General features: G+C 68.5%; 25 protein-coding genes. 11 read left to right on the top strand and 14 right to left on the bottom strand.

The window, feature by feature from the left end:
• The 4 genes from GSQ87_RS10645 to GSQ87_RS10660 form a co-directional block, all read left to right on the top strand.
• Positions 1–368 (top strand): pyridoxal-phosphate dependent enzyme (locus tag GSQ87_RS10645; RefSeq protein ID WP_371416665.1); only part of this gene is annotated, 368 nt, incomplete at its 5' end.
• Positions 368–1,222 (top strand): 3-mercaptopyruvate sulfurtransferase, encoded by an 855-nt coding sequence (gene sseA / locus GSQ87_RS10650; RefSeq protein ID WP_158915427.1) that lies wholly within the window; start codon positions 368–370, stop codon positions 1,220–1,222. The genes GSQ87_RS10645 and sseA, both read left to right, overlap by 1 nt.
• A gap of 1 nt (position 1,223) precedes the next feature.
• The gene (gene metC / locus GSQ87_RS10655; RefSeq protein ID WP_158915428.1) at positions 1,224–2,426 is read left to right on the top strand and encodes a cystathionine beta-lyase; all 1,203 of its coding nucleotides are present in this window, start codon (positions 1,224–1,226) and stop codon (positions 2,424–2,426) included.
• A gap of 2 nt (positions 2,427–2,428) precedes the next feature.
• Positions 2,429–3,001 carry a hypothetical protein gene (locus tag GSQ87_RS10660; protein WP_158915429.1) on the top strand — a complete coding sequence of 191 codons (573 nt, stop codon included), beginning with the start codon at positions 2,429–2,431 and terminating at the stop codon, positions 2,999–3,001.
• An 89-nt stretch (positions 3,002–3,090) separates the two neighbouring features.
• On the opposite strand, the gene rplI is transcribed toward GSQ87_RS10660, so the two are convergent.
• The 7 genes from rplI to GSQ87_RS10695 form a co-directional block, all read right to left on the bottom strand.
• Positions 3,091–3,672 (bottom strand): 50S ribosomal protein L9, encoded by a 582-nt coding sequence (gene rplI, locus GSQ87_RS10665; protein ID WP_158915430.1) that lies wholly within the window; start codon positions 3,670–3,672, stop codon positions 3,091–3,093.
• Positions 3,673–3,684: 12 nt separating this feature from the next.
• Positions 3,685–3,963: a 30S ribosomal protein S18 gene (rpsR, locus tag GSQ87_RS10670; RefSeq protein WP_158915431.1), complete on the bottom strand. Its 279-nt coding sequence runs from the start codon at positions 3,961–3,963 to the stop codon at positions 3,685–3,687.
• 14 nt (positions 3,964–3,977) lie between these two features.
• Positions 3,978–4,373 carry a 30S ribosomal protein S6 gene (rpsF, locus tag GSQ87_RS10675; RefSeq protein WP_158915432.1) on the bottom strand — a complete coding sequence of 132 codons (396 nt, stop codon included), beginning with the start codon at positions 4,371–4,373 and terminating at the stop codon, positions 3,978–3,980.
• A 246-nt stretch (positions 4,374–4,619) separates the two neighbouring features.
• Positions 4,620–5,294, bottom strand: a complete 675-nt coding sequence (locus GSQ87_RS10680) for an outer membrane protein (RefSeq protein WP_158915433.1) — start codon at positions 5,292–5,294, stop codon at positions 4,620–4,622.
• Between the two features lie 554 nt (positions 5,295–5,848).
• Positions 5,849–7,834: an RNA polymerase sigma factor RpoD gene (gene rpoD, locus GSQ87_RS10685; protein ID WP_158915434.1), complete on the bottom strand. Its 1,986-nt coding sequence runs from the start codon at positions 7,832–7,834 to the stop codon at positions 5,849–5,851.
• Positions 7,835–7,874: 40 nt separating this feature from the next.
• Positions 7,875–9,797 carry a DNA primase gene (gene dnaG / locus GSQ87_RS10690; RefSeq protein ID WP_158917560.1) on the bottom strand — a complete coding sequence of 641 codons (1,923 nt, stop codon included), beginning with the start codon at positions 9,795–9,797 and terminating at the stop codon, positions 7,875–7,877.
• A gap of 27 nt (positions 9,798–9,824) precedes the next feature.
• On the bottom strand, positions 9,825–11,294 hold the full coding sequence (locus GSQ87_RS10695; RefSeq protein WP_158915435.1) for an MFS transporter: 1,470 nt from the start codon (positions 11,292–11,294) through the stop codon (positions 9,825–9,827).
• Positions 11,295–11,416: 122 nt separating this feature from the next.
• Here GSQ87_RS10695 and GSQ87_RS10700 point away from each other — a divergent pair, with 122 nt between their 5' ends.
• Genes GSQ87_RS10700 through GSQ87_RS10710 form a run of 3 tightly spaced genes read left to right on the top strand, consistent with a single transcriptional unit; the run spans position 11,417 to position 16,489 of the window.
• On the top strand, positions 11,417–13,861 hold the full coding sequence (locus GSQ87_RS10700) for a DUF3772 domain-containing protein (RefSeq protein WP_158915436.1): 2,445 nt from the start codon (positions 11,417–11,419) through the stop codon (positions 13,859–13,861).
• Between the two features lie 5 nt (positions 13,862–13,866).
• Positions 13,867–15,999 carry a S9 family peptidase gene (locus tag GSQ87_RS10705; RefSeq protein ID WP_158915437.1) on the top strand — a complete coding sequence of 711 codons (2,133 nt, stop codon included), beginning with the start codon at positions 13,867–13,869 and terminating at the stop codon, positions 15,997–15,999.
• Positions 15,974–16,489, top strand: coding sequence for a GNAT family N-acetyltransferase (locus GSQ87_RS10710; protein ID WP_158915438.1), 516 nt, complete (start codon positions 15,974–15,976; stop codon positions 16,487–16,489). The genes GSQ87_RS10705 and GSQ87_RS10710 overlap by 26 nt, the downstream gene beginning before the upstream one ends.
• On the opposite strand, the gene GSQ87_RS10715 is transcribed toward GSQ87_RS10710, so the two are convergent.
• On the bottom strand, positions 16,476–16,886 hold the full coding sequence (locus tag GSQ87_RS10715) for a hypothetical protein (protein ID WP_158915439.1): 411 nt from the start codon (positions 16,884–16,886) through the stop codon (positions 16,476–16,478). The genes GSQ87_RS10710 and GSQ87_RS10715 overlap by 14 nt on opposite strands.
• Before the next feature lie 335 nt (positions 16,887–17,221).
• Here GSQ87_RS10715 and GSQ87_RS10720 point away from each other — a divergent pair, with 335 nt between their 5' ends.
• Both GSQ87_RS10720 and GSQ87_RS10725 read left to right on the top strand, forming a co-directional pair.
• Positions 17,222–18,355 (top strand): alpha/beta fold hydrolase, encoded by a 1,134-nt coding sequence (locus GSQ87_RS10720; protein ID WP_174241425.1) that lies wholly within the window; start codon positions 17,222–17,224, stop codon positions 18,353–18,355.
• 2 nt (positions 18,356–18,357) lie between these two features.
• The gene (locus tag GSQ87_RS10725) at positions 18,358–18,750 is read left to right on the top strand and encodes a TIGR02301 family protein (RefSeq protein ID WP_158915440.1); all 393 of its coding nucleotides are present in this window, start codon (positions 18,358–18,360) and stop codon (positions 18,748–18,750) included.
• Between the two features lie 145 nt (positions 18,751–18,895).
• Here the strand turns inward: GSQ87_RS10725 and GSQ87_RS10730 are convergent, their stop codons facing one another.
• The 5 genes from GSQ87_RS10730 to GSQ87_RS10750 all read right to left on the bottom strand — a co-directional run bounded on the left by GSQ87_RS10730 (position 18,896) and on the right by GSQ87_RS10750 (position 23,680).
• Complete coding sequence (locus tag GSQ87_RS10730; RefSeq protein ID WP_158915441.1) at positions 18,896–20,314, bottom strand: NAD(P)(+) transhydrogenase (Re/Si-specific) subunit beta; 1,419 nt, start codon at positions 20,312–20,314, stop codon at positions 18,896–18,898.
• On the bottom strand, positions 20,311–20,637 hold the full coding sequence (locus tag GSQ87_RS10735; protein WP_158915442.1) for an NAD(P) transhydrogenase subunit alpha: 327 nt from the start codon (positions 20,635–20,637) through the stop codon (positions 20,311–20,313). The genes GSQ87_RS10730 and GSQ87_RS10735 overlap by 4 nt, the downstream gene beginning before the upstream one ends.
• 19 nt (positions 20,638–20,656) lie before the next feature.
• Positions 20,657–21,793, bottom strand: coding sequence for a Re/Si-specific NAD(P)(+) transhydrogenase subunit alpha (locus GSQ87_RS10740; RefSeq protein WP_158915443.1), 1,137 nt, complete (start codon positions 21,791–21,793; stop codon positions 20,657–20,659).
• Positions 21,794–21,902: 109 nt separating this feature from the next.
• On the bottom strand, positions 21,903–22,712 hold the full coding sequence (locus GSQ87_RS10745) for a transglutaminase family protein (protein WP_158915444.1): 810 nt from the start codon (positions 22,710–22,712) through the stop codon (positions 21,903–21,905).
• Between the two features lie 53 nt (positions 22,713–22,765).
• On the bottom strand, positions 22,766–23,680 hold the full coding sequence (locus tag GSQ87_RS10750; RefSeq protein ID WP_158915445.1) for a transglutaminase family protein: 915 nt from the start codon (positions 23,678–23,680) through the stop codon (positions 22,766–22,768).
• Here GSQ87_RS10750 and GSQ87_RS10755 point away from each other — a divergent pair.
• Complete coding sequence (locus GSQ87_RS10755; protein WP_158915446.1) at positions 23,657–24,472, top strand: N-formylglutamate amidohydrolase; 816 nt, start codon at positions 23,657–23,659, stop codon at positions 24,470–24,472. The two genes, GSQ87_RS10750 and GSQ87_RS10755, sit on opposite strands and share 24 nt — an antisense overlap.
• A 27-nt stretch (positions 24,473–24,499) precedes the next feature.
• Here GSQ87_RS10755 and GSQ87_RS10760 read toward each other — a convergent pair whose 3' ends face one another.
• The gene (locus GSQ87_RS10760; RefSeq protein ID WP_158915447.1) at positions 24,500–24,859 is read right to left on the bottom strand and encodes a response regulator; all 360 of its coding nucleotides are present in this window, start codon (positions 24,857–24,859) and stop codon (positions 24,500–24,502) included.
• A gap of 117 nt (positions 24,860–24,976) precedes the next feature.
• On the opposite strand from GSQ87_RS10760, the gene GSQ87_RS10765 reads away from it, so the two are divergent.
• Positions 24,977–25,864, top strand: coding sequence for an N-formylglutamate amidohydrolase (locus GSQ87_RS10765; RefSeq protein WP_254062877.1), 888 nt, complete (start codon positions 24,977–24,979; stop codon positions 25,862–25,864).
• Positions 25,865–25,924: the final 60 nt, after the last annotated feature.

Consider the following 25,924-nt stretch of genomic DNA (forward strand, 5'->3'; position numbering starts at 1 on the left):
GCTCGGCCCTGTTCAGCTACTACACCTCGGGCGAACTGAAGTCGGAGGGCTCCTCGATCACCGAGGGCATCGGCCAGGGCCGCGTCACCGCCAATCTCGAAGGCCTGGAGATCGACCACGCCTTCCAGATCCTCGACGTCGAGGCGGTCAACGAGGTGTTCCACCTGCTGGAGCACGAAGGCCTGTGCCTGGGCGGTTCGTCTGGGATCAATGTCGCCGGCGCGGTGCGTTTGGCGCGCGCGCTCGGTCCTGGCAAGACCATCGTCACCGTCTTGTGCGACCATGGTTCGCGTTACCAGAGCAAGCTGTACAATCCCGCCTTCCTGGCCGAGCACGGCCTGCCCACGCCGCCCTGGTTGAAGCCCTGATGCCCGACGCTGAGACGACCGCCCAGACCGATCCCCTGGTCTCTACCGACTGGCTGGCCGCGCGGCTGGACGATCCCAAGGTGCGGGTGCTGGACGCCACCTGGTTCATGCCCGCCGAGGGCCGCGACGCCCACGCGGAGCACGCGGCGGCCCACATCCCCGGCGCCGCCTTCTTCGACATCGACGCGGTGGCCGACCACACCACCGACCTGCCCCACATGCTGCCCACGCCGGAAGCCTTCGCGGCGGCGGTCTCCGCCATGGGCGTGGGCGACGACACCCTGGTGGTGGCCTACGACGACAACGGCCTGATCGCCTCGGCGCGGCTGTGGTGGACGTTCCGCGCCATGGGCCACGACGCGGTGAACGTGCTGGACGGCGGCCTGCGCAAGTGGCGCGCGGAAGGCCGGCCGCTGGAAAGCGGCCCCGCCGCACCAACCACGGAAGCCCGCTTCACGCCGAAATCCCGTCTCGAACTCGTGCGTACCTTCGAACAGGTGCTCGCTGGGACCGACCCGGTGGTGGACGCCCGCTCCGCCGCCCGCTTCCTTGGCCAGGCCCCCGAACCCCGCGCCGGCCTGAAGAGCGGTCACATGCCGGGTGCGCTGAACGTGCCCCACAGCGAAATTCTGACCGCCGAAGGCCGCCTCAAACCGAGCGACGCGCTCGCAGCGGTGTTCGGCGACGCCGGCGTCCCGCCTGCTGGCGCGCTGACCACGAGTTGCGGCTCCGGCGTCACCGCCAGCGGACTGGCGCTGGCCCTGGCGCGGCTCGGGCGGTGGGACGTGGCGGTCTACGACGGCTCCTGGTCCGAATGGGGCGGCCGGGCGGATGCGCCCGTCGTGACCGGCTGAGATGAGCAAGACCGCGAACCCCGATTGGCGCGAAGCCACCCGCCTCGTCCATGCCGGCGACAGCCCTGACGCACGCCTGGGCGCCGCGGCCCGAGGCGTGAACCCCGCGGTGCAGCGGGCCTCCACCGTACTGCTGCCTGACGCGGCCAGCCTCTACAGCAGCGATATGCGCAGCTATGGCCGCACGGGCCTGGGCGTGCAGGCGTCGCTGGAGGCGGCGATCTGCGAGCTGGAACACGGATCGGGCGCCGCGGTGTTCTCGTCCGGCGCGGCGGCCATCACCGCCGCCCTGATGGCGGTGCTGTCGGCGGGTGACGAGGTCCTGGTCAGCGCGGGCGTCTACGCCCCGACCCGGCGGTTCTGCAATGGCATCCTCAAGCGGTTCGGCGTCGTCACCCGCTATTTCAGCCCCCGCGCCACCGCCGACGAGGTGATGGCGCTGGCGAGTCCGAACACCCGCGCGGTGATGCTGGAATCCCCCGCCTCCCTGACCTTCGAGTTCCAGGACATCCCCGCCATCTGCGCGGCGGCGCGGGCGCGCGGGATCGTCAGCTTGATCGACAACACCTGGGGCGCAAGCGTGCTGTTCAAGCCGCTGGACGCCGGGATCGATCTCTCGATCCAGGCCCTGACCAAGTACGCGTCGGGCGGATCGGACGTGTTCATGGGCTCGGTCGCCACCCGCGATCCCGTCCATGGCGCGGCGGTGAGGGAGATCATGCAGGACACCGGCTGGGCGGTCTCGCCCGACGACTGCTACACCGTGCTGCGCAGCCTGCGCACCCTGCCGCTGCGCATGGCCCGTCACGGCGCTTCGGCGCTGCAGGTGGCGCAATGGCTGGAACAGCAGCCCGAGGTGGCCCAGGTGCTCTGCCCCGCCCTGCCCGGCTCGCCGGACCATGAAATCTGGAAGCGCGACTATAGCGGCCTGAACGGGCTGTTCGGGGTCGTGCTGAAGTCTGGATCGGTCAAGGCCGCCAGCGCCTTCCTGGATGGATTGAGCCTGTTCGGGCTCGGCTTCTCCTGGGGCGGATTCGAGAGCCTGGCCGTGCTCGGCGATCCCCAGGTGCGCAATCCGGGGCGCGGCTGGTCCGCATCCGGCGCCCTGATGCGGCTCCACATCGGCCTGGAAGACCCCCACGACCTGATCGCCGACCTGCGCACGGGGCTCGACGCGTTCGCAGCCGCATGCGAGGAGCCATGACCATGCTCGCCCTCCTGTTGGCCGCCGCCACCGCCCTGCCGCCCCTGCCGCCTCCGGCCCCGCCGCCCGAGCTGTGGCATGGCGCACGCGCCGGCATGACGCCCGCCCAGGTGGTCGCCCTGTTTCCCCACGGACGCGCGCCGGCGCCCACCACCCTGGGATTTCCGCCCGTGGCTAACGCCGTGGAGGGTGGAGGGGCTGCGGGCTACGCCGTGGACGAGGAGGTCTTCGGACACCCCGCAGTGGCGACCTACTATTTCCAGGCTGGCGGCCTTCTGGAGACGATCGTCGAGGTGCAGAACCTGCGCCTGCGCCACACCCGCGACAACGTCGAGATCGCGCGCGACGTCCAGGCCGGACTGACGAATTTCTACGGGCCGCCGAAGGTGTGCGCCGATACCGACAAGCGGGGCCTGGCGAGACTGGATTGCCGCTGGGTCACCTCGTCGGTGCAGATCGGCTTGTCCTATGTAGACTATGGCGGCCTCGGCCCGGCCCTGACCGTGGCGGTGCGCTCACTACCGCCCAAGAAGCGCGACACCGGCGCCATCTTCGCCAGACGAGGCGGCCACTAGGGCGAAGGGCGGGCGGCGCCCTCAAGCCCATAAAAAAAGGAGCCGGCGAACCGGCTCCTTCCTTATTTCTCGACGTGTGGAGACCAGCCTTAGTAGGCGGCTTCTTCCATCGCCTGACCGGCGCCGCCTTCGAACAGCTCCTGGGCCTGTTGGGCCGCAGCAGCGCGCTCTTCGTCGAACTGCGAAGCGATGATGTTCTCACCGCGCGACTGACGTTCCGCCTCGTCCTGCGAACGGGCGATATTGACGTGGATGGTCACCGTCACTTCGGCGTGCAGGCGCACCTTCACGTCGTGGACGCCCAGCGTCTTGATCGGCCGGTCGAGCACGACTTGGCTACGCTCGACATGACCGCCGCCGGCTTCGACCGCCTCGGCCACGTCGCGGCCCGAGACCGAACCGTAGAGCTGGCCGCTCTCGCCCGCCTGACGGATCAGGATGTAGCCTTCGCCGTCCAGGCGCGAACCGAGGCGCTCGGCCGTGGCGCGAGCCTCGGCGTTGCGGATCTCGATCTGATCGCGCTGGGCTTCGAACACCTTGAGGTTCGAGGTGGTGGCCCGCAGCGCCTTTTGACGGGGCAACAGGAAGTTACGCGCGAAACCATCCTTGACGGTGACGACGTCGCCGATGACGCCGAGGCGCTCGACACGTTCCAGAAGAACAACCTTCATTGATCGCTCTCCTTACTGGACGACGTAGGGCAGCAGCGCCAGGAAGCGGGCGCGCTTGATGGCGCGCGCCAGCTCACGCTGCTTCGGGGCGGAGACCGCGGTGATGCGCGAGGGGACGATCTTGCCGCGCTCGGAAATGTAGCGCTGCAGGAGCTTGACGTCCTTGTAGTCGATCTTCGGGGCGTTGGCGCCGGAGAACGGGCACACCTTGCGGCGACGGAAGAACGGACGACGCGCGCCTGCGGGGCTGGCGGAAGCGCCGGGCGAGGTGTTGGGGGCGGTTTCGGTCATGATCGGATGCTCCCTTAGACCGGCATGTCTTCGTAACCGCGGCGTTCGCCACGGTCGCTACGCTCGCCGCGTTCGCCACGCTCGCGTTCGCGGCGCGCCAGGACCGGCGACAGCTCGAGGTCCAGCTCTTCCACGCGGATGGTCATGAAGCGCAGCACGTCCTCGTTGATGGACAGCTGGCGTTCCATTTCCTTCACCGCCGCCGCCGGGGCGTCGATGGCCAGAAGGGAGTAGTGGCCCTTACGGTTCTTCTTGATGCGGTAGGTAAGGTTGCGAAGGCCCCAGTACTCGATCTTAGCCACATGGCCGCCCTGCTCTTCGAGCAGGTTCTTCAAGATGTCGTTGAGAGCTTCGGCCTGTTGCGGCGAGATGTCTTGCCGCGCGATGACGACGTGTTCGTATAGCGCCATTGTTGTCCTCTTCCGAAGTGCGAAAGGCGGCGTGCAGCCCGGCGGAAGGATCCGGACGACACGATGGATCTGCGCGCGGCGGACGGGCCTGGGCCCGACCTTCAGCGCTCTACGCAGACCGCCTTCCTGGGAAGCGGCGGAAAATACGGATTTCCCCGCAAAACGCAAGGGCGTTGCATTTCGGGCAGCTTCCCAAGCCGAACGCACCGGCCGTCCCGCCCCGGGACGGCCGGGTCCAGCTCAAATCTAGAACGTGTACTTGATGCCGCCGGTGGCGACTTGCACGTGGCTGCGCAGGCGGAACGACGAGTCGCCGCCCGCACCCACAAAGTCCTGCGAGTATTGCGGCGTGCCGATGTAGCGATAACCGAAGTCGAACGAGATCGGCGTGCCGGTCTTGACCTCGATCCCGGTCTTGGCCTGCCACATCAGGCCGCCCTGGTCGGCGTCGATCGGCGCGGTCGTGCGATAATGGACGTCGCCATAGCCGGCGCCGGCGGCGATATAGGGCACCACCGAAAAGCGCGGCGTGATGTGGTAGTCATAAGGCAGCGAGAAACGCACGTTCGCCAAGCCGCCATAGGTGCGCGAACTGCCGCCCGTGCCCTGGGTGATCTCGGTAGCGCGGTTGTAGTTGTTGCTAAGATAGACGCCTTCCAGTTCCAGCGCGAGGCCGGGGGCGATCCGCTTGCCGAAGGTGGCGCTGCCGAACTCGCCGGGCCGGAAATGGCCCGAGCCCTTGTTGGCGTCGCCGGGACCGCTGTTGAACTCCGTCGTGGCGCCCTGGAAGGTCGAACCGCCGGTGGCCTCGACATAGGCGCCGTCGGTGTAGGTGTGGGGGTCCATCAGGTTCAGACCCTGGGCGGACGCAGGCAAGGCGACGGCGCACGCGGCCAGCGCGGCGAAACCAAATACTTTCACTGTACAAATTCCCTTTTACAACGCAGGGCCGATTACAGTCGAGACCTAGCGTCTCGGTTGGTCGGCAGCGTCCGTCTCAAGCTTACGGTTCATAGCGTCGCCATGATCCAGGGCGAGAACGTGGCCAATTCGGGCGAGTTGCGTCGAGATTGGCGGATTGTGCGATGAGAGAACTTGCCGTTGCCTGATAGCAACACTGAATTTGTTAGGGATTAAGGCGAACTTGCAGCAGACACGGCGGAAATACGGCGCGGGTGATTTGATATGACATACAAGGCGGAAGGCGCATGTTCCGTCGCGTCGTGCGTTCCAGGTAACGCTTGTTGGACACGTGTCGCGGACAAGACCCGCGTTTTCGCTGGCCGCTCCGCTCCCCGTCTTGCCCGGACTTGATCCGGGCATCCATGGCGCGGCGTTTCCGCGACGGATAGCAGACAAGCGTCTTCCATGGGCCCCCCGATCAAGTCGGGGGAAGACGGTGTGGAAAGGGTGGAGACGCGTCGATCCGTGAACCGTCCGGAGGGGGCGCCGCGACGCCCCCTCCGGCCGATGGATCAGCTGTCCAGGAAGCTGCGCAGCTTGCGCGAGCGCGAGGGGTGCTTGAGCTTGCGCAGCGCCTTGGCCTCGATCTGGCGGATGCGTTCGCGGGTGACGCTGAACTGCTGGCCAACCTCTTCGAGGGTGTGGTCGGTGTTCATGCCGATGCCGAAGCGCATGCGCAGCACCCGCTCCTCGCGCGGCGTCAGCGACGCCAGCACGCGGGTGGTGGTCTCGCGCAGGTTGGACTGGATCGCGGCCTCGATCGGCAGGACCGCGTTCTTGTCCTCGATGAAGTCGCCCAGGTGGCTGTCCTCCTCGTCCCCGATGGGCGTTTCGAGGCTGATCGGCTCCTTGGCGATCTTGAGGACCTTGCGCACCTTCTCCAGCGGCATGACCAGCTTCTCGGCCAGTTCCTCAGGCGTCGGCTCGCGGCCGATCTCGTGCAGCATCTGGCGCGAGGTGCGCACGATCTTGTTGATCGTCTCGATCATGTGCACAGGGATGCGGATAGTACGCGCCTGGTCGGCGATCGAGCGGGTGATGGCCTGGCGAATCCACCAGGTGGCGTAGGTCGAGAACTTGTAGCCGCGGCGGTACTCGAACTTGTCCACCGCCTTCATCAGGCCGATGTTGCCCTCCTGGATCAGGTCCAGGAACTGCAGGCCGCGGTTGGTGTATTTCTTGGCGATGGAGATCACCAGGCGCAGATTGGCCTCGACCATTTCCTTCTTGGCCTGGCGGGCTTCGCGCTCGCCCTTCTGCACGGTCTGGACGATGCGGCGGTAATCGTCGATCGGCACGCCGGTCTCGGTGGCCAGCATGGCGACGTCGCCGCGGATGTCGCCGATCTGGTCGCCTTCCTTCTCGGCGAACTTGGTCCAGCGGACGCCCTGTTCCTTCATCCGCTCGAGCCACTGCGGGTCGAGTTCCGAGCCGAAATAGGCCTTGAGGAATTCGGGGCGCGAGATGCCATAGCTGTCGGCCAGGCGCAGCAGGCGGCCTTCCAGCCCGATCAGCCGCTTGTTGATGGCGTAGAGCTGCTCGACCAGCGCCTCGATGCGGTTGTTGTTCAGCTTCAGCGTCTTGAGGTGCTGGGTGATGGTCAGGGCCAGGTCGTCGAACGCCTTGCGGTCGACGTCGCTCAGGTCCGTGCCCTTCAGGCGGCTGTCGACCAGCCGGTCCTGCAGGCGGCGGAAGGCCTCGAACTCGCTCGCCACGCCGTCCAGGGTCGCCATGACGCTGTCGCGCAGTTCGGCTTCCATGGCCGAGACCGTGGGTCCCGCGCCGTCGTCGAAATCGTCGTCGTCGTCGCCGCTTTCGCCCTCGGGACGCTCGCCCTCGGCGGCCGGCGCAGGCTCGCCCACGGGTGCGACCACGACGGGCTCGCCGCCCTCAGCGGTTTCAGCCCCTTCGCCGCCCTCGACGACCACGCCGGCGTTCTGGCCGCCGTAGGTCTGCTCCAGGTCGATGATCTCGCGCAGCAGGATGCGGCCTTCGCGCAGTTCCTCGCGCCAGACCATGATGGCTTCGAAGGTCAGCGCGCTCTCGCACAGCCCGCGGATCATGGTGTCGCGGCCGGCTTCGATGCGCTTGGCGATGGCGATCTCGCCCTCGCGCGACAGCAGCTCGACCGAGCCCATCTCGCGCAGGTACATGCGCACGGGGTCGTCGGTACGGTCGTAGGCAGGCTTTTCCTCGGTGGTGATGACGGCGCTTTCCTCGCGCACCGCCACCTCGCCGCCCTCGGCGTTGTTCTCTTCGCCCTGCTCCTCGGACTCCACCACGTTGACGCCCATCTCCGAGAGCATGGCGAGGGTGTCCTCGATCTGCTCGGAGGTGACCTCTTCGGAGGGCAGGACCTTGTTCAGCTCGTCCATGGTGACGTAGCCGCGGGTCTTGGCCTGCTTGATGAACTTCTTGACCCCGGCGTCGGTGAGATCGAGCAGCGGGCCGTCCTGGGTTGTTTCGGTCATCTCTGGCTCGGCCGTATCACTGCTCATATGTATCTCCGAGCCGAGCGGCAGGCCGCCCGGCTAACGCCTAATGTAGGTACGCGTCGCCCGTTTGGGACCCCGTACCCTCCCAAACTGTTCCGGCTCCGATATCCCGCCGCAACGCATCGCGCTCGGATTTCAGGCCGTAGAACTCCGTGAAGTCGTTCGGATTGTTAGCGATTTCCGACTTAACGTCCTGTAACGCGCGTTCCAGCGCCGCGAGCCGGATCAGTACGCCGAAGAGCTGCGACCAAAGCGCACGAGCCTCCCCCGCGGGCAACCCTGCCTTGAGGAAGGGCGCGTCCGACAAGGCGGCGGCCTTGAAGATCGCCTTGAGCGTCTGCTCGAAGCCGCGCTCCGCGAGATGGCGTCGCATCCCTGCGGAGTCAAGGGATGGGAGCGTCAGCCGCAGGTTGATGAAGGCGCGTGCGAACTCATTGAGCGCAACATCCCCGAAGCCCTGCACGTCGATGGCTTCGAGCTGTTCGTCGGCCAGGGCGGGGTCGTTGAGCACGGCGGCGGCGGCGGCGGCGACCGCGGGCGGCAACAGGACCGAAAGGTTGCGCGCGGCCGCCTTGCCCTCCATGGACGCTCCCTGGGGAACGGGCTTTCGTGGCCCCCGGCGCTCGCCGCGCATGGCGCGAGCCGCATCGGCGCGGGTGTTCACGGGTTGGGACACCGGCCACAAGCCCTCGAACCGCGCCAGCAAGTCCTCGCGATAGGCCTGGGACAGGTCCGGGTCGGCGATCAGGCCGGCGAGCTTGCGCAGCGCCACCTTCAGCGCCGTGCGGCGTTCGGGCGTATCCAGCGGATCGGCTGCGGCGCGCTCACGCTCGAACAGCACCTCGACCAGGGGCCGGGTCTCTGCAAGCTGCGCCTTCAGCGCGGCCGGTCCCTTCTCGCGCAGCACCTCGTCGGGGTCCTTGCCGCCGACCGGCAGGGCGAAGCGGAACGAGCGGCCGGGCTTGAGCAGCGGCAGAGCGCGGTCGATGGCCTTGTGGGCGGCGCGCTGGCCGGCGGCGTCGCCGTCGAAGCACAGGGTCGGCTCGCCGTGCAGCCGCCACAGGGCGGCCATCTGCTCCTCGGTCAGGGCCGTGCCCAGCGGGGCGGCGGCGGCGATCCCGGCGCGCTGGCAGGCGATCGCGTCCATATAGCCCTCGACCACCACCAGGGCCGCGTCCTCGCCGCCGCCGGTCGCGCTCGGCGTGTGCAGCAGCTTGCGCGCCTCGGCCAGGCCGTAGAGGGTGGAGCCCTTGTGGAAGAGCGGACTTTCCGGCCCGTTCAGGTACTTGGCCCGCGCCTCCGGATCGAGCGCCCGGCCGCCGAACGAGACCACCCTGCCCCGCCCGTCGGTGATCGGGAAGATGATCCGGTCGCGGAAACGGTCGTAGGGCGCGCCGCCGTCCTCGGGCTCGATCAGCACCCCGGCCTCGATCAGCGCCTTGGGCTGGGCGCCCTTGGAGACCAGATGGTCCTTCAGCGCCGTGCGGCTGGCGGGCGCGTAGCCCAGGCGGAAGCGCGCGCGTTCGGCCTCGGGCAGGCCGCGCTTGTCCAGATAGGCCCGCGCGCCGTCGCCCTGGGGCCGACGGAGCTGGGACTCGAACCACTTGGCCGCCTCCTCCAGCCATTCGCCCAAGCCCAGGCGGCGCTGTTCGGCCTCCGCCTCCTTGGGATCGGGCGAGGGCAGCGGCACGCCGGCCTCCGACGCCAGCCGTTCGATCGCCTCGCGGAAGGAGAGCCGCTCGGTTTCCTGCAAGAACGAGATGATGTCGCCGTGCTTGCCCGACGAGAAGTCGTGGTAAAATCCCTTCTCGTCGTTGACGTAGAAGGACGGGCTCTTCTCCTTGTTGAATGGCGACAGGCCGACGTACTCGCGGCCCTGACGGCGCAGCTTCACCGTGCGCCCGATCACGTCGGAGGGGCGCAGGCGCGACTTGATCTCGTCAAGGAAGCGGTCGTCGAAGCGAATCACGCCGCGACGCTCATGCGAAAGCCCTCATCCCACGGAGCATACATCATCGGACGCGGGAGCGCCGCCGCCCATGCCGTCGCGCCGGTCATCGCGCTCGGGCAACCCCGCCAGCCGCCAGGCGGCCAACCCGCCCAGGCCCGCCACCGGAACGAACACGCCAAACAGCCAGGGCGCGGCATGGTCGGCGGTGTGGCGATCGAAGCCGTGCGCGAAACCCAGCAGGTTGGCCACCACCCCCGCCATAGCGGAGCCCACGGCGTTGCCCAGGATCTGCAGGGTCGGGATGGCGGCCGAGCCCAAGGCGCCCTCCATCTCCGGCACGCCGCCCAGGATGCGCTGGGAAACGAATGACCAGCACAGGCCGAACCCGCCGCCCATCGCCAGCCCCGACGCCGCGATCGGCCACACCCCGGCCGACGATCCCGTCAAGGCGCAACCGGCCAGGCCCAGCGCCACCAGGCTCGCGCCCACCCGGATCATCGCCGCCCGCCTGGCCGGCGGGGTCCTGGCCACCCAAAGCGCCGTCACGGTCCAGCCGATCGATTCGCTGGCCACTACATAGCCGGCGGCCAGAGGTCCCAACCCCAGCCGGGTCTGCAACAGGGCTGCGCCATAGACCGAAAAACCGATGGCGCCGGCGGACAGGCACAGCACCGCCGCATAGCCCAGCCCCGGCGCGCTGGAGAGATCGCCCGCCGCGCGCGGCAACAGGCGCACCCGGCTGCGCCCATCCAGCTTCAAGGTGATCCACAACAGCGCCAGGCCCGCGAATGCGGTCAACGCCGCCGCGAGTGGACGGCCCAGAACGCCGGCCGCGGCGACCAGCGCCACCGCCAGGGTGAGCAGGCCCAACTGCGCTACCGGCAGGCTCCGCCGCGCTTCCGGCAGGCGATCCGAGGTCGGCAGGGCGATCATGGCCACCACGGCGAAGGCCACGGCCTGCAAGCCGAAAGCCCAGAACACCCCGCGCCAGAAATGCGCCTCGGCGAACAGTCCGCCCATCAGCGGCCCGAGCAGGGTCGCCACGCCCCAGACCGCAGACAGCGAGGCGAACATGAACGACCACAGCCGTTCGGGGAACTGCGCCCGTACGCCCACATAGCAGAGCCCGACGATAAACCCCGCGCCCGCGCCCTGCACCAGCCGCCCCGCCAGGAACGGCCACACCCCAGGGGCCAGGGCGCTCATCACGCAGCCGGCCGCGTACAGCACTCCGCACAGCGCCAGCCCCCTGCGCAGCCCGACCCGCTCCGCCAGCAGTCCCGCCCCCGCCCCGGCCAGGATCGAACCCAGCATGTAGCCGGCTGTGGCCCAGGCGAAGTAGGCGTAGCCGCCGATGTCGCGCGCCACACTGGGCATGATGGTGGAGGCGACCAGGGCGTCCACCGCGTTCAGCCATACGCCCAGGCACAGCAGGACGAACGTCGCGAGCCTGTGGGCGGCCAACAGCTCGCTCCACGACGCCTGTCCGCCGCTGGGCGAGCCATGATCCATCGACGGCTTCTAGCATCGACCGGCGCTCATCGCGCCAGCCGCGTGCGCGGGCGGAGTTGACCTCGTCGCGCTTACACCGCAGTCATCGGGTGGAGGCGCAAGGCGCACGAAGGGGACTGAACTTGCGCGGCCTGCTTGTCCTGATGGCGATATGGGCGTTCGGCGGACACGCTTGGGCCCAAACGCCCAGCGCCGCGCCTCCAGCACCGGCTGCAAGCGGCGCCCCGGTCCCGCTGGCCACCTTGGAGGCCGAGGTCGACCAGGCGGATACGGACCTTCGCGACCTGTCCCACGCCGCCCGCGCCGCCAACCTGACCGACGACCAGATCCGCGCCAAGCTCGCCGCCATCGCCCCCATCCAGGCCAAGCTCGCAGACGCCCTGTCCAACCTGACGCCAAGCCTGGCCAACGTGAACGCCCGCCTGGCCCAGCTCGGAGCCGCCCCTGTGGCCGGCCAGCCAGCCGAGGACCCGGACCTCGCCAAGAGCCGGCGCGGCATGACCCGTTTCCATCAAGATCTGGACGCCGAGGTCAAGCAGGCCAAGCTGCTCCAGGTCGAGGCGGGCCAGATCTCCGCCATGCTGGCCGCGCGCCAGCAGCAGCAGGGGATCGCGCGCCTGTGGGCGCATAGCCGCTCGATCGTCGATCCCCGGCTGTGGCGCGAATTCGGCGCCGCCCTGCCCAAGGACTTGCAGGGGCTGCGGGCGCTGCTAGCCAGCGAGAACGACGTTGCGGCGGACGCCCTGCGCTCGCCGGCGGTGATCGCGACTCTGACGGCGGCGGTGGTCGCCGCCCTGGGGATCGCCCTGCCGCTGCGCTGGCTGCTGATCCGGCTGGCCTTCCGGCGCGTGGGCGAGATGACGCCTGGCACGCGGCTGCGGCGCACGCTGATGGCCTTGTGGCTGATCGCGGTCTTCACCCTGACCCCGCTGCTCGCCCTGGTGTTGCTGCATACCGCGTTCGGCAGCGTGGGAGCTGTGACCCCAGCCTTCGACGACCTCGCCTCCCTGCTGATCCACGCGGTGGTGTTCGCCGCCTTTTTCGCCGGCCTCGGCCGCGCCCTGCTGGCGCCCGGGCGGTCGAGCTGGCGGCTGGCGCCGATCCCGGATGCGTTGGTGCGGCGGCTGGCTCCCTATCCCGTATTCATCGGCGTGGCGGCGGCCCTGGCCAAGCTGGTGCGCGAGATGAACACGGTGCTGGGCGCCAGTGCGCCGACCACCATCACCAGCGACTGCGTCACCGTGCTGATCGAACTGATCGCAGTCGGCGGCGCGCTGAGCGTGCTCGGCCGCGCCCGCAGCGAGCACCTGGCCGCAGCCGTCGAGCACACCAGTCCGCACGAGGCCGAGTCGCGCCTGCCCTGGATCGTCGCCGCCCTCCTGGCGTGGCTGACCCTGGCCGCGTCGCTTGTCGCAGTGCTGGCGGGCTACCTGGAACTCGCCTCCAAGCTGATGGGCGAGATGATCTGGATCGCCACGGTGGCGGCGTCGCTGTTTCTGCTGCTCCGCTTCGTCGACGACCTCTACCCGACCGTGCTGTCCCCTGATCGCCCGATCGGACGTTTCCTGCAGATCGCCATCGGCCTGTCCAAGGGCGCGCTGGACCAGATCGCGGTGCTGCTGTCGGGGGTGACGCGCCTGGCCCTGCTGCTGTTCGGATGGGCGGTGATCCTGGTCCCGTTCGGGTCCGGCGCCGGCGATGTGCTTGGGCGCATCACCTCCAGCAACCTGGTGATCCATATCGGGCAGGTGCCGATCTCGCCGGTCGCGGTGCTGTCGGCCGTCGCCATCTTCTTCGCCGGCCTGTTCGTCACCCGCGTGGTGCGCACCTGGCTGGAGAAGAGCTATCTGCCAAAGACGCGGATGGACACGGGGGTGCGCACCTCCCTGGCGTCGGGCGTGACCTATCTGGGCGCCCTGCTCGCCCTGCTGTTCACCTGCGGCTCGCTCGGGCTCAGCCTCGACAAGATCGCCCTGTTCGCCAGCGCCCTGTCGGTAGGCATCGGCTTCGGCCTGCAGTCGGTGATCGGCAACTTCGTCTCGGGGCTGATCCTGCTGGCGGAGCGGCCGGTGAAGGTGGGCGACTGGATCGCCATCGGCGCGCTGGAAGGCGACATCCGCAAGATCAACGTGCGCGCGACCGAGATCGAGATGGCCGACCGCTCCAAGCTGATCGTGCCCAACTCCGACCTGATCTCCAAGACCGTGCGCAACGTCACCCACGCCGGCTCGCTGGGCCGGCTGCAGATCGTGCTGAAGGTGGTCGACACGGCCGATCCCCTCGAGGTGCGCGAGCTGCTGTTCGCACGGCTGCATGACCACGCGGAGATCCTCCAGGAACCCAAGCCCGGGGTCTACCTGTCGGACGTGCACAACGGGGCGCTGGAGTTCAGCGTCTTCGCCTTCGTCTCGACCCCGCGCCACGCCTTCCGGGTCAAGAGCGAGCTGCTGTTCCAGATCGTGCCCGACCTCAAGGCCAAGGGCATAGCGCTCGCCAACTCCACACCGGTGGTGAACGTCAGCCTTCCCGACCGTCCTATCGACCCCGCAACCCTGCCGGAGACCTGAGCCCGATGGACGACTTCTCCGCCCACCCGACCCTTCCCGTCCCGCCCACCGCCGAGAAACGGCCCGAGCGGATCGAGCAGCTCGGCCGGGTGCGCACCGACGACTACGCGTGGCTGAAGGACGCCGACTGGCAGAAGGTGATGCGCGATCCCACCGTGCTGCGCCCCGATATCCGCGCCCATCTCGAAGCCGAGAACACCTACACCAAGGCTATGCTCGCCGGCACCGAGGCGTTGCAGGCGACGATGTTCCAGGAGATGCGCGGACGGATCAAGGAGGACGATAGCTCCGTCCCCTCGTCCGACGGGGCGTTCGACTACTACGTCCGCTATGAGACCGGCGCCCAGCACCCGATCTACGCCCGCCGCCCGCGCGGCCGCGACGATGGCGAGCAGGTGCTGCTGGACGCGGACGCTGCGGCCAAGGGCAAGGCCTTCTTCGACATCGGCCACGCCGAGCACAGCGACGACCACGCCCTGTTCGCCTTCGCCGTCGACGAGCAGGGCTCGGAATACTTCCGCATCGACGTGAAGGACCTCGCCACCGGCGAGGTGCTGGCGGGCCCGGTGGACAGCTCCACCGGCAGCTTCGCCTTCTCGCCGGACGGGGCGTGGCTGTTCTGGATCTGGCGCGACGAGAACGGTCGCCCGGCCAAGATCTACCGCCGGCCCGCGCGCGGCGGCGAGGACGTGCTGGTCTACCATGAGCCTGACGGCGGCATGTTCCTCTCGATCGGCGTGACCCAGAGCCGGGCCTTCATCCAGATCGGCTCGGGCAACCACGAGACCAGCGAGGTCAGGCTGATCCCGGCCGCCGACCCGACCGCCGCGCCCAAGGTGGTCGAACCCCGGCGGGAGGGCCTGCGCTACGAGATCGAGCACTGGAACGGTCGCTTCGTCGTGCTGACGAACGCCGATGGCGCGGTGGACTACAAGCTATGCTGGACCGATCCCGCAGACCCCGCCAAGTCCAATTGGCGTGACTGGATCAGCCACCAGCCCGGCCGCTACCTGGTGGGCATGGTCGCGCACAAGGACTGGTTTGTGCGGGTGGAGCGGGTGGACGCCGACAACCGGATCGTGGTCACGGCGCGCGACGGGCTGGCGGAATATGTGATCGACTTCGACGAGGAGGCCTATGCCTTGAGCGCCGAGGGCGGCTATGAATACGACACCTCGACCCTTCGCTTCGTCTACCAGTCGCCGACCACCCCGCGCTCGACCTACGACTACGACATGGCCACACGCGAGCGCACCCTGCGCAAGGTGCAGGAAATCCCCAGCGGCCACGACCCGGCCCGTTACGTGGCGCGGCGGCTGTATGCGGCGGCGGCGGACGGGGCCCAGGTCCCGATCACCGTGCTGATGCGCGCCGACACGGCGTTGGATGGATCGGCCCCGCTGATGCTGTACGGCTACGGCGCCTACGGCATCCCGATGGAGCCCAGCTTCTCGATCCGCAGCCTGAGCCTGGTCGACCGGGGCTGGATCTGGGCGACCGCGCACATTCGCGGCGGCACAGAGAAGGGCTGGGGCTGGTTCCTGGACGGACGGGCCGAAAGGAAGACCAACACCTTCACCGACTTCATCGCCTGCGCCGAACATCTGCACGCCCAGGGCTACGGCGCGCCCGAGCGCACGACGGCTTACGGCGGTTCGGCCGGCGGGATGCTGATGGGGGCGATCACCAACCTGCGACCCGAGCTGTGGGCCGGGGTCATCGCCGCGGTGCCGTTCGTGGATGTGCTCAACACCATGAGCGACGCGGCCCTGCCGCTGACGCCGCCCGAGTGGCCGGAGTGGGGCAACCCGCTTGAAGACGCCGGGGCCTACGACCGCATCGCCGGCTACAGCCCCTACGATCAGGTGCATGAAGCGCCCTACCCGGCCGTGCTCGCCACCGGCGGCCTGTCGGACCCGCGCGTGACCTACTGGGAGCCGGCCAAGTGGGTGGCCAAACTGCGGGCGCACAGCACCAGCGGCGACCCGGTCCTGCTCAAGATCAACATGGAGGCGGGCCATGGCGGCGCCTCGGGCCGATTCGATTTCCTCAAGGAGATCGCCTTGGATTACGCCTTCGCCGTCTGGGCGGTGGAGCGGGGCTGGGAACGGGATGCGGACAAGACGAGCGACGCCTGAGGACGCGGCGGCGATCCAGGCCATCTACGCCCATCACGTGTTGCATGGGCTGGGCACCTTCGAAGAGGTCCCGCCGGACACCGACGAGATCGCCGCGCGCATGGCCGCGATCTCGGCGGACGGCCTGCCCTGGCTGGTGGTGGACGATGGCGGGACGGTCGCGGCCTTCGCCTACGCCTCGCAGTTCCGTCCGCGCGCCGCCTATCGGTTCACGGTCGAGGACAGCGTCTACGTCGCCCCCGACTCGGTCGGCAAGGGCTGCGGGCGGATGGCGCTGGCGGCGCTGATCTCGGCCTGCGAGGCGCTGGGCAAGCGGCGGATGGCGGCGGTGATCGGCGACAGCGGCAACGCCGCCTCGATCAGCCTGCACCGCGCGCTGGGCTTCGAGCCGGCGGGCGTGCTGCACGACATGGGCTTCAAGCACGACCGCTGGGTGGACGTGGTGCTGATGGAGCGGGTGCTGGAGCCCAGGCCGCCTAGCGGGGAATGATCGCCGTTTCCATCGGCTGACCGCTCGCCACATCCAGCACGGCCGCTTCGAGCACGCCGGTGCTGGGGCACTCGACCGTAAGGGCGGCGGCCTTCTGGGATGTGAGCGAGCCCAGAGTCTCGCTGAAGGCGGCGTTGGCGGTGACCTGGGCGCCGTCGGGAACCGGTTTGACCAGGATCGTCAGCTTGAGGGTCTGACGATGGGCCGAGTGCAGGGGCCGCGATCCGCAGGTCGCCAGGCCGGTCAGGGTTCCGCGCCCGGCCGCCGAACGCTCGGCGTCGATGATGCCGGCGCCGACATCCTCCGCCTTCACCGAGATTCCCTCGTCTTGCAGGAACTGATGCAACCGTTTCCAGACGTCCGTGCTCGCCAGCGGCACGATGCGCTGATGGTTCACAGGGACCGACTCCGGTGTGGAAGCACATCCTTCGAGACCAGCAAGCCCGAACGCAACCAAACCCGCGAGCAAACCAGCGTGTGCGAGACGCATTCCCATCAACTCCTCCAGCACGCCACAATGCGCCCGAATCACCTTGTCTGTGAATCCCCCGCAGGCCGTCGATATGGCGCCCACGCCCTATATTGCACGCTAATTTCGCCGCGCCGGATCAGGACGAGACGGAAACCGCACGCTACAAGGAAAACAGCTCGCCAATGACGCCGGGCCCGGGCGAAGGTCCGGGCGCAAAGTCCGGGTTGCGGGCTCGAGGCAAACGACCAGGAGACGGCAGGATGGGTTCGAGGTTCGCGAAACTCGGTTTGACGGTGGCGCTGCTCGGCGGGCTGGCCGCTGGCGTGCACGCCCAACCGACGCCGGCGCCCGTCGCGGCGTCCACGGCGGGCGAAACCCAACTGCCGCACAAGGAGGGCGACTTCGTCGTCCGCAACTTCCGCTTCCGCGACGGCCAGACCCTGCCGGAGGTGCGGCTTCACTACACCACCCTGGGCGAGCCGAAGCGCGACGCCCATGGCAACATCGTCAATGCGGTGATGGTGCTGCACGGCACCGGCGGCGACGGCCACCAGTTCTTCCGCTCGCAATTCGCCGGCGTGCTGTTCGTCCCAGGCGGCCTGCTCGATATCCGCAAATACTACATCATCCTGCCCGACGACGTGGGCCACGGGAAATCCAGCAAGCCCAGCGACGGCCTGCACATGCGCTTCCCCCACTACGACTACGCCGACATGGTGGACCTGGAGCACATCCTGGCCGACCAGGGCCTGGGCGTGAAGCAGCTGCGGCTGATCATGGGCACCTCGATGGGTTGCATGCACGCCTTCGTCTGGGGCGAGAACCATCCCGACGCAGTCAAGGCGCTGCAGCCGATGGCCTGCGCCCCGCTGCGCATCACCGGCCGCAACCGCATCTGGCGCGCCGCCCTGATCGACGCGATCAAGAGCGACCCGCAGTGGATGGGCGGAGAGTACAAGACCGAGCCGACCGGCGCGCTGCGCACCGCGTCAGCCCTGCTGATGATCGCCGGCAGCGCCCCGATCCAGATGCGCCATTCCTATCCGACACCCGAGGCCGGCGAGGCCTACCTGGCCGACTACACCGCCCACGAGCTGGCCACGCTGGACGCCAACGACCTGATCTACCAGTTCGACTCCTCGCGCGACTACGATCCCGAGCCCAACCTGGAAAAGATCAAGGTCCCGGTGATGTGGATCAACTCGGCCGACGACTTCATCAACCCGCCGGACCTGAAGGTCGAGGACCAGGTGCTGCACCGCAACGCCCACATCCACTTCGTCGACGTGCCCGCCAGCCTGGAGACCCACGGCCACGGCACCCACACCTGGGCGCCCGTCTGGAAGGACCACCTGGCGGAGCTGCTGCAGGAGTCCGGCGGCCCGGTTTCCTGACAATGATGCGCGTCGTCGCCCCCCTTGCGTCGGCGTGCCTGCTGGCCCTGACGCTCGCGACCGCAGCCAGCGCCCAGGCGCCGGCGCGGCGGACGGGAGCGGATCGGCAGAGCGTGGTGCATCTCGCCTATGTGCTGGGCGAGGCGCACGCTTTGCGCCGCCTATGCGCCGGGCCGACGGACGCGACCTGGTACGGCCACATGCAGCGCTTGCTGGCCGAGGAGGCGACCGACGAGGTCTCCCGCCGCCAACTGGTGGAGAGCTTCAACGCCGGCTTCGCCTTCAGCCAGGCCGAGTTCGCCACCTGCGGGCCAAGGTCGCAGGCTGCTGAGCACGCGGTGGCGGAACAGGGGCGCGTCCTGGCGCAGCAACTGGCCAGCGGCGGGGATGAGTAAAGCGGGGGTCGCGTGGGTGCGTGCTTCGAGACGCGCTCACGCGCTCGTCAGCATGACGAAGGTTTTTACGACCCACCAAGTCTCGTCATCCTGAGGAACCCCGAAGAGATGTCTCGAAGGACGCCGCGCCGCAGCGCGCCCGCCCTCACAGCGCCTTGATGATCCCCTCGACCATCTTCTTGGCGTCGGCGAACAGCATCATGGTGTTGTCGCGGAAGAACAGTTCGTTCTCCACCCCCGCATAGCCCGCACCCATGCTGCGCTTGATGAACAGCACGGTGCGCGCCTTCTCCACCTCTAGGATCGGCATGCCGAAGATGGGCGAGGCCGGGTCGGTCTTGGCGGCGGGGTTGGTGACGTCGTTGGCGCCGATGACGAAGGCCACGTCGGCGGTGGCGAACTCGGAGTTGATGTCGTCCAGCTCGAACACCTCGTCATAGGGGACGTTGGCCTCGGCCAGCAGCACGTTCATGTGGCCGGGCATGCGGCCGGCGACCGGATGGATGGCGTACTTCACCTCCACGCCTTCCTTCTTCAGCGTGTCGGCCATTTCGCGCAGCGCGTGCTGGGCCTGGGCCACCGCCATGCCGTAGCCGGGCACGATGATCACCTTGGAGGCGTTCTTCATGATGAAGGCCGCGTCGTCGGCCGAGCCCTGCTTGACCGGCCGCGTCTCCTTCACCGCGCCACCGGCCGCCGCCGCCGCGTCGCCGCCGAAGCCGCCCAGGATCACCGAGACGAAGCTGCGGTTCATCCCCTTGCACATGATGTAGCTGAGGATGGCGCCCGACGAGCCGACCAGGGCGCCGGTGATGACCAGGGTGGTGTTCTCGAGCGTGAAGCCCAGCGCCGCCGCCGCCCAGCCCGAATAGGAGTTGAGCATCGACACCACCACCGGCATGTCCGCTCCGCCGATAGGGATGATCAGGGTGACGCCCGCCACCAGCGCCAAGGCGAAGATCAGCCAGAAGGCCCAGATCGCCGAACCGCCGCTGGCGACCAGCACCACGATCAGCACCACCACCGCCAGGGCGATGGCGCTGTTGAGCAGATGCCGCCCTGGCAGCAGGATCGGCGCGCCGCCCATGTTGCCGTTCAGCTTGGCGAAGGCGATCAGCGAACCGGTGAAGGTCACCGCCCCGATGGCCACACCGATCGACAGCTCGATCAGGCTCTCCAGCTTCACCGCGCCGTTAGGCAGGGCGATGCCGTAAGCCGCCGGGGTGTAGATCGCCGCCACCGCCACCAGACAGGCCGCCAGCCCGACCAGCGAGTGGAAGGCCGCCACCAGTTGCGGCATCGCCGTCATGGAGACGCGCTTGGCGATCACCGCGCCGACGCTCCCGCCGATGGCCACGCCGACCACGATCAGGCCCAGGGTGATAAGGTCGAGCGCGCCCTGCCCCCACAGGGTCAGCAGCGCGGTGCCGACCGCGATGGCCATGCCGATCATGCCGAGCTGGTTGCCGCGCCGGCTGGTCATCGGGCTCGACAGCCCGCGCAGCGCCAGGATGAACAGGACGCCCGAAACCAGATAGGCGACCGCTGCGAGGTTGGCGTTCACTTCGCGCGATCCTTCTTCTTGTACATGGCCAGCATGCGCTGGGTGACCAGGAAGCCGCCGAAGATGTTCACCGCCGCCAGCCCGGCGGCGACCGTCCCGGCGCCCTTGGATATCCAGACCGTGGCGGCGGTCGCCTGGCCGGCCACACCGTGGGCGGCGGCGGCCAGCAGGGCGCCGACGATGATCACCGAGGAAATCGCATTCGTCACCGCCATCAGCGGCGTGTGCAGGGCCGGCGTCACGCTCCAGACCACGTAGTAGCCGACGAAGATCGCCAGTACGAAGATGGCCAGGCGGAACACGGTTGGGTCGACAGCTTCCATGTCTTGTTCCTCGAACCGATCAGCCGGTCTTCAGGGCGGGATGGACGACCGCGCCGCCCTGGGCCACCAGGGCCGCCTTCAGGATCTCGTCCTCGAAGTCAGGGACGAGCGCACCGTCCTTGATCATCAGGCTGGCGAAGTTGAACAGGTTGCGGGCGTAGAGGCTGGAAGCGTCCGCCGCCACCCGCCCCGGCAGGTTGGCGATGCCGACGATCTTGACCCCGCCGGGCGTGATCACCGTCTCGCCGGCCTTGGCCAGAGCGCAGTTGCCCCCCTGCTCCACCGCTAGGTCCACGATCACCGAGCCGGCCTTCATCGAGGTCGCCTGCTCGGCCGAGACCAGCTTGGGCGCCGGACGGCCGGGGATCAGGGCGGTGGTGAGGACGATGTCCTGCTTCTTGATGTGCTCGGAGACCAGGGCCGCCTGCTTGGCCTGGTATTCGGCCGACATCGGCTTGGCGTAGCCGGCGGCGGTCTCGGCGGACTTGAACTCCTCGTCCTCCACCGCGACAAACTTGGCGCCCAGGCTCTCGACCTGTTCTTTCGCTGCGGGGCGGACGTCGGTGGCGGTGACCACGGCGCCCAGCCTGCGCGCCGTGGCGATGGCCTGCAGGCCCGCGACGCCCGCGCCCATGACGAACACCTTGGCCGCCGCGATCGTGCCCGCCGCCGTCATCATCATCGGCAGCGCCCGGCCATAGGCCTCGGCCGCCTCGATCACCGCGCGATAGCCGGCGAGGTTGGCCTGGGACGACAGGGCGTCCATCGACTGGGCGCGGCTGATGCGGGGCACGAACTCCATGGCGAAGGCGGACACCCCCGACGCGGCCACCGCCTGGAGTACATCCGGCTCGCCATGTGGGTTCAATAATCCGATCAGCACCGCGCCAGGCTTCATCCCGGCCAGGGCTTCGGCCGCGGGTGCGCGCACGCACAGGATAACGTCGGCGGTGGAAAGCACGGCGGCGGCGGACGGCGCAATGGTCGCCCCGGCTGCAAGATAATCCGAATCCGGGCAGGCGGCGGCGACGCCCGCGCCGGTCTCGACCACGATCGCGAGACCAAGGCCGACGAACTTCTTCACCGAGTCGGGTGTGAGCGCGACACGGGTCTCTCCGGCGCGGCTTTCCCCAATTACGCCGATCGTTGCGGCCATGCCGTCGCGCCTCCCCGAGCGGCTAACAGTGCGAGGATATTCGAGTGCGCCTGTCGCCGTGTCCAGGCCTCAATATAAAATGCCCGCAACCCAAGAGCCTATCTTCAGATCAGTCGACCACCTCTTCGGTGATGACCTTGAAGGTCGCCAGCGTGGTCGCGCCGAAACTGGTGGTGATCGCCACGTCGGTGGCGTCGCGGCCATAGCCTTGGAGGATGCGTCCGATCCGGGGCTGGTTGTGGCGCGCGTCGAACGTATGCCAGCGCCCGCCGATGAAAACCTCGAACCAGGCCGAGAAATCCATCGGCGCGTCGATGGGCGCAATGCCGATGTCGCCAAGATAGCCAGTGCAATAACGCGCCGGGATATTCATGCAGCGGCACAGGGTGATGGCCAGGTGGGCGAAGTCGCGGCAAACCCCCTTCCGGTCGACGTGCGCCCCACAGGCCGTGCGGTCCGGCCGGGCATGGGCGTAACCGAACTCGATGCGGTCGTGGGCGTAGTCCACGATGGCCTGCACCCGGCGCCATCCGCCTGGGACCCGACCGAACGCCTTCCAGGCGACGTCCATCAGGGCGTCGGTCTCGCAATAACGGCTGCCGAGCAGGAACTGCAGGGTCTCGTCGGGCAGTTGTTCGATCGGGTGTTGCTCGGCGGACAGGTCGACCGGATCGGGCTCGCCTGAATCGGCGATCAAGAATTCCGAGGCGAAGGTGATCCGCCCGGCCGGGGCCAGCAGGCGGTGGCAGATGTTCCCGAAGATGTCGCTGTAGGCCTGGACCGGTAGCTCGGGCGTCACGCTCATTATCTGGGGTGTGAGCAGGTCGGCCAGCCGCTCGGGCCGCACGCTGAGCAGCACCAGCATCGGCGTAGGGCCTAGGCAGTCATAGGCGATCTCGTAACCGGCGCGTATCCGCATCTGGTTCTCCCAGAGCCACGCTTCCTTGACCTTCCGCACAAGGAAAAAGGGCTTCAGGCGACCTTAAGCACCGGGACGACAGAGCGTTCCACGTCGACCCCGACATCCACGTCCATACCCAGGAAATCGTCCGATGCGCCCGAATATGCACCGGACAGTGGCGTCGCCTGGCGGGGGTCGCGCACGATGGCGACCCGGATCAGGTCGGTGTTGCCGACGATGCCGTTGGTGGGATCGAACTCCACCCAGCCGCAGCTCGGCAGATAGACCCGCACCCAGGCGTGGGTATGGCCGCCGCCTACCCGTCCCGCTCCGAACGGGCCGGTCGAATCATAGACATAGCCGGACACGAACCGCGCCGCCAAACCCAGCGCGCGGGCGGCCTCCATCATCAGCACGGCGAAGTCGCGGCACGTGCCCTGCTTGGAGTTCAGGGTCTCCAAAGGCGGCTGGGCGGCCCCGTACAGGCGCTGGGCGTAGTCGAACTCCGCATGGATGGCGCGGGTCATGGCGGTGAGCGCTTCCAGCACGCCGGTGGGGCCGTCCTGGCGCAGGAAGGTGCGCGCCCAGCGCTGCAGCGTCCGCTCGGGGTCGGGATGCTGACGCTCGATCGAGCGCAGCAGGTCGGGCATGTCGTCGGCGTCGTAGGCGAACGGGAAGGAGCCCGACGAGGCGTCGATCAGGTCCGCCTCGTCGGAGGCGAGCGCCGTCGGGGTATGGTCCAACCGTACCTGGCTTTCGAAGGTAAGCGTGGTCGCGGGCGCGCCGAACCGGGCCACGGCCACGCAATTGCCGAACACGTCGTGGACGTAGCGCAGCTCCACCGGCTCGGGATCGATCACCAGCCGTGACTTGATCACGCGCTGGTCGTAGCTCTCCTGCGGCCGGAACATGATCCGGTGCTCGCCGAACGTCACCGGACGGCGATAGCGATAGCGGGTGAGATGGCGAACATTGACGATCGGCATTCTGAAGAGTCTGGAGGCGAGTCGGTCACCACGTCGACGGGACTTCTCGTCGCGACCGACCCTGCCCCCGTCTCTGTACAAAACGCGGGCGCCCACAGTCCCTTTCTGCTCGTCTGCGATCATGCCGGGCGCGCAATCCCGTCCCGCCTCGGCGATCTCGGCCTGACGTCGACCGAGATGGATCGCCATATCGCCTACGATATCGGCGCCGCCGCCCTGGCTGAACGGCTCGCCGCCCGCCTGGACGCCTGCCTGATCCGCCAGACCTATTCGCGCCTGGTGATCGACTGCAACCGCGACCCCGTCCGGCCCGACGCGATCCCGACGCGTGCGGACGGAACGGACGTCCCCGGCAACCTGATCCTCGACGCGGCCTCCCGGCAGGCGCGGGTCGACGCCATCCACGCCCCCTACCACCGCGCCATCGCGGCGGAACTCGACACCCGCGCCGCCTTGGGGCTGAAGACGGCCATAGTGCTGATCCACAGCTTCACGCCGGTCATGAACGGGCTCGTCCGCCCATGGCAGGTGGGGGTGCTGCACCAGCACAACGCCCTGTCGCTCGAAGCCCTGAGATTGCTGCGCGCCGAGCCGGACCTGGCGGTCGGCGACAATGAGCCCTACGCCATGGACGCTATCGACTACACGGCGCCGATCCATGCCCAGGCGCGCGGCCTGGAATACCTGGAGCTGGAGACACGGCAGGACCTGATCGACCATGCCGAAGGTCAGGCGCGGTTCGCGGCGCTCTACGCCCGCCTGATTCCGGAAGCGCTCGCGCGACTAAGATGACGCTGGGCCAGGCCGTGGCGGCAGCGTTCAGGCGGCGACCATCCGTTCCACTTCGGAGACGATTTCGCGCAGGTGGACGGGCTTGGACAGCACCTTGGCGCCTTCGGGCGCGCGTCCGCCGGCGGCCAGGGCGACCGCCGCAAAGCCGGTGATGAACATGATCGGCAGGCCTGGCTGGCGCGCGGCGGCTTCACGCGCCACCTCGATCCCGTCGATCCCCGGCATGACGATGTCGGTCAGCAGCAGGTCGTAGGGGCCGTCGTCCAGCGCCTCCACGGCGGTCTCGCCGTCGGGGCAGGAACACACCTCGTAGCCCGCGCGCTCCAGGGCCTTGGCCAGGAAACGGCGCAGCGACTCGTCGTCTTCGGCCAGCAGGATCTTGCTCATTCGGACGGCGTTCCCATGCGTAGGCGCTGAAGGTAAACCTCGAATATGAACCGGCTCTAAAAGTCCGGGTTCGCAAGGGTGATTGACCCTGGGCCGCGCCGCCCAATAATGGACGCGATGGACGACCTCGACCTTGTGCGCGCCGGCGATCCCGCGCCGGCGGAGCCGGCGGTGGAGGTGCGCCGCCCCTTGGTCTCCGCCACACCGCTGGTTTTCGCCTCGCCCCATTCGGGCCGGCTGTATCCGATCGAGATGCTGGCCGCCTCCAGCCTCAGCTCCGCCGCCATCCGCCGCTCGGAGGACGCCCTGGTGGACGACCTCATCGAGAGCGCGCCAGCGTTCGGGATCAGCGTGATCTCCGCCCGCTACGCCCGCGCCTATATGGACGTTAACCGCGACGCCTACGAGCTGGACCCCGCCATGTTCGAGGACGAGCTGCCGCCGTTCGCGCGCGGGCGCTCGCCCAGGATAGCGGCCGGCCTGGGCGCCATCGCCCGCGTCGTCGGCGACGGCCAGGAGATCTACGACCGCAAGCTGGTCTACGCCGACGCCGAGCGGCGGATCGCGGGGGTGCACCAGCCCTACCACGCCGCCTTGTCCGGCCTACTGCAGGAGACCAAGGCCCAGTTCGGGCGGGTGGCGCTGATCGACTGGCATTCCATGCCCTCGATCGCGGCGCGGCCCAGCCGGGCGGGACGGACGCCGGACTTCGTGCTCGGCGACCGGTTCGGCGTCTCCTGCACCGCGCGCCTCCCGGCGCTGGTGGAGCGCGAACTTAAGGTGCTGGGCTACGAGGTGGCGCGCAACGCCCCCTACGCCGGGGGCTACACCACCGAGTTCTACGGCGACCCTTCGCACGACGTCCACGTGCTGCAGGTCGAGATCAACCGCGGGCTCTATCTCGACGAAGCGGCCGTTGCGCCCCACGCGGGCTTTCCCCGGCTGAAGGCGGACCTGACCAAGGTGTTCGAGGCGCTGGCGCGAAACTGGACGCCGCCGGTCTGAGCCGGCGCTCCCAATACGAAACCGGGCCCGCCGCTGAAGCGACGAGCCCGATGCCGAAAT

Source organism: Caulobacter sp. S45, from assembly GCF_009765965.1.
In the GTDB taxonomy this organism is placed as follows: Bacteria; Pseudomonadota; Alphaproteobacteria; order Caulobacterales; family Caulobacteraceae; genus CAHJWH01.

Bases quoted from the DNA above. Each gene is read 5' to 3' on its own strand.
- GSQ87_RS10755 (WP_158915446.1), top strand. From the start codon at position 23,657: ATGGCGAACATTGACGATCGGCATTCTGAAGAGTCTGGAGGCGAGTCG.
- GSQ87_RS10740 (WP_158915443.1), bottom strand. From the start codon at position 21,793: ATGGCCGCAACGATCGGCGTAATTGGGGAAAGCCGCGCCGGAGAGACC.
- GSQ87_RS10705 (WP_158915437.1), top strand. From the start codon at position 13,867: ATGGACGACTTCTCCGCCCACCCGACCCTTCCCGTCCCGCCCACCGCC.
- GSQ87_RS10765 (WP_254062877.1), top strand. From the start codon at position 24,977: ATGGACGACCTCGACCTTGTGCGCGCCGGCGATCCCGCGCCGGCGGAG.
- sseA (WP_158915427.1), top strand. From the start codon at position 368: ATGCCCGACGCTGAGACGACCGCCCAGACCGATCCCCTGGTCTCTACC.
- rpsF (WP_158915432.1), bottom strand. From the start codon at position 4,373: ATGGCGCTATACGAACACGTCGTCATCGCGCGGCAAGACATCTCGCCG.
- GSQ87_RS10660 (WP_158915429.1), top strand. From the start codon at position 2,429: ATGCTCGCCCTCCTGTTGGCCGCCGCCACCGCCCTGCCGCCCCTGCCG.
- rplI (WP_158915430.1), bottom strand. From the start codon at position 3,672: ATGAAGGTTGTTCTTCTGGAACGTGTCGAGCGCCTCGGCGTCATCGGC.
- rpsR (WP_158915431.1), bottom strand. From the start codon at position 3,963: ATGACCGAAACCGCCCCCAACACCTCGCCCGGCGCTTCCGCCAGCCCC.
- GSQ87_RS10695 (WP_158915435.1), bottom strand. From the start codon at position 11,294: ATGGATCATGGCTCGCCCAGCGGCGGACAGGCGTCGTGGAGCGAGCTG.
- GSQ87_RS10720 (WP_174241425.1), top strand. From the start codon at position 17,222: ATGGGTTCGAGGTTCGCGAAACTCGGTTTGACGGTGGCGCTGCTCGGC.
- GSQ87_RS10745 (WP_158915444.1), bottom strand. From the start codon at position 22,712: ATGCGGATACGCGCCGGTTACGAGATCGCCTATGACTGCCTAGGCCCT.
- GSQ87_RS10760 (WP_158915447.1), bottom strand. From the start codon at position 24,859: ATGAGCAAGATCCTGCTGGCCGAAGACGACGAGTCGCTGCGCCGTTTC.
- GSQ87_RS10735 (WP_158915442.1), bottom strand. From the start codon at position 20,637: ATGGAAGCTGTCGACCCAACCGTGTTCCGCCTGGCCATCTTCGTACTG.
- GSQ87_RS10750 (WP_158915445.1), bottom strand. From the start codon at position 23,680: ATGCCGATCGTCAATGTTCGCCATCTCACCCGCTATCGCTATCGCCGT.
- GSQ87_RS10710 (WP_158915438.1), top strand. From the start codon at position 15,974: ATGCGGACAAGACGAGCGACGCCTGAGGACGCGGCGGCGATCCAGGCC.
- rpoD (WP_158915434.1), bottom strand. From the start codon at position 7,834: ATGAGCAGTGATACGGCCGAGCCAGAGATGACCGAAACAACCCAGGAC.
- GSQ87_RS10725 (WP_158915440.1), top strand. From the start codon at position 18,358: ATGATGCGCGTCGTCGCCCCCCTTGCGTCGGCGTGCCTGCTGGCCCTG.
- metC (WP_158915428.1), top strand. From the start codon at position 1,224: ATGAGCAAGACCGCGAACCCCGATTGGCGCGAAGCCACCCGCCTCGTC.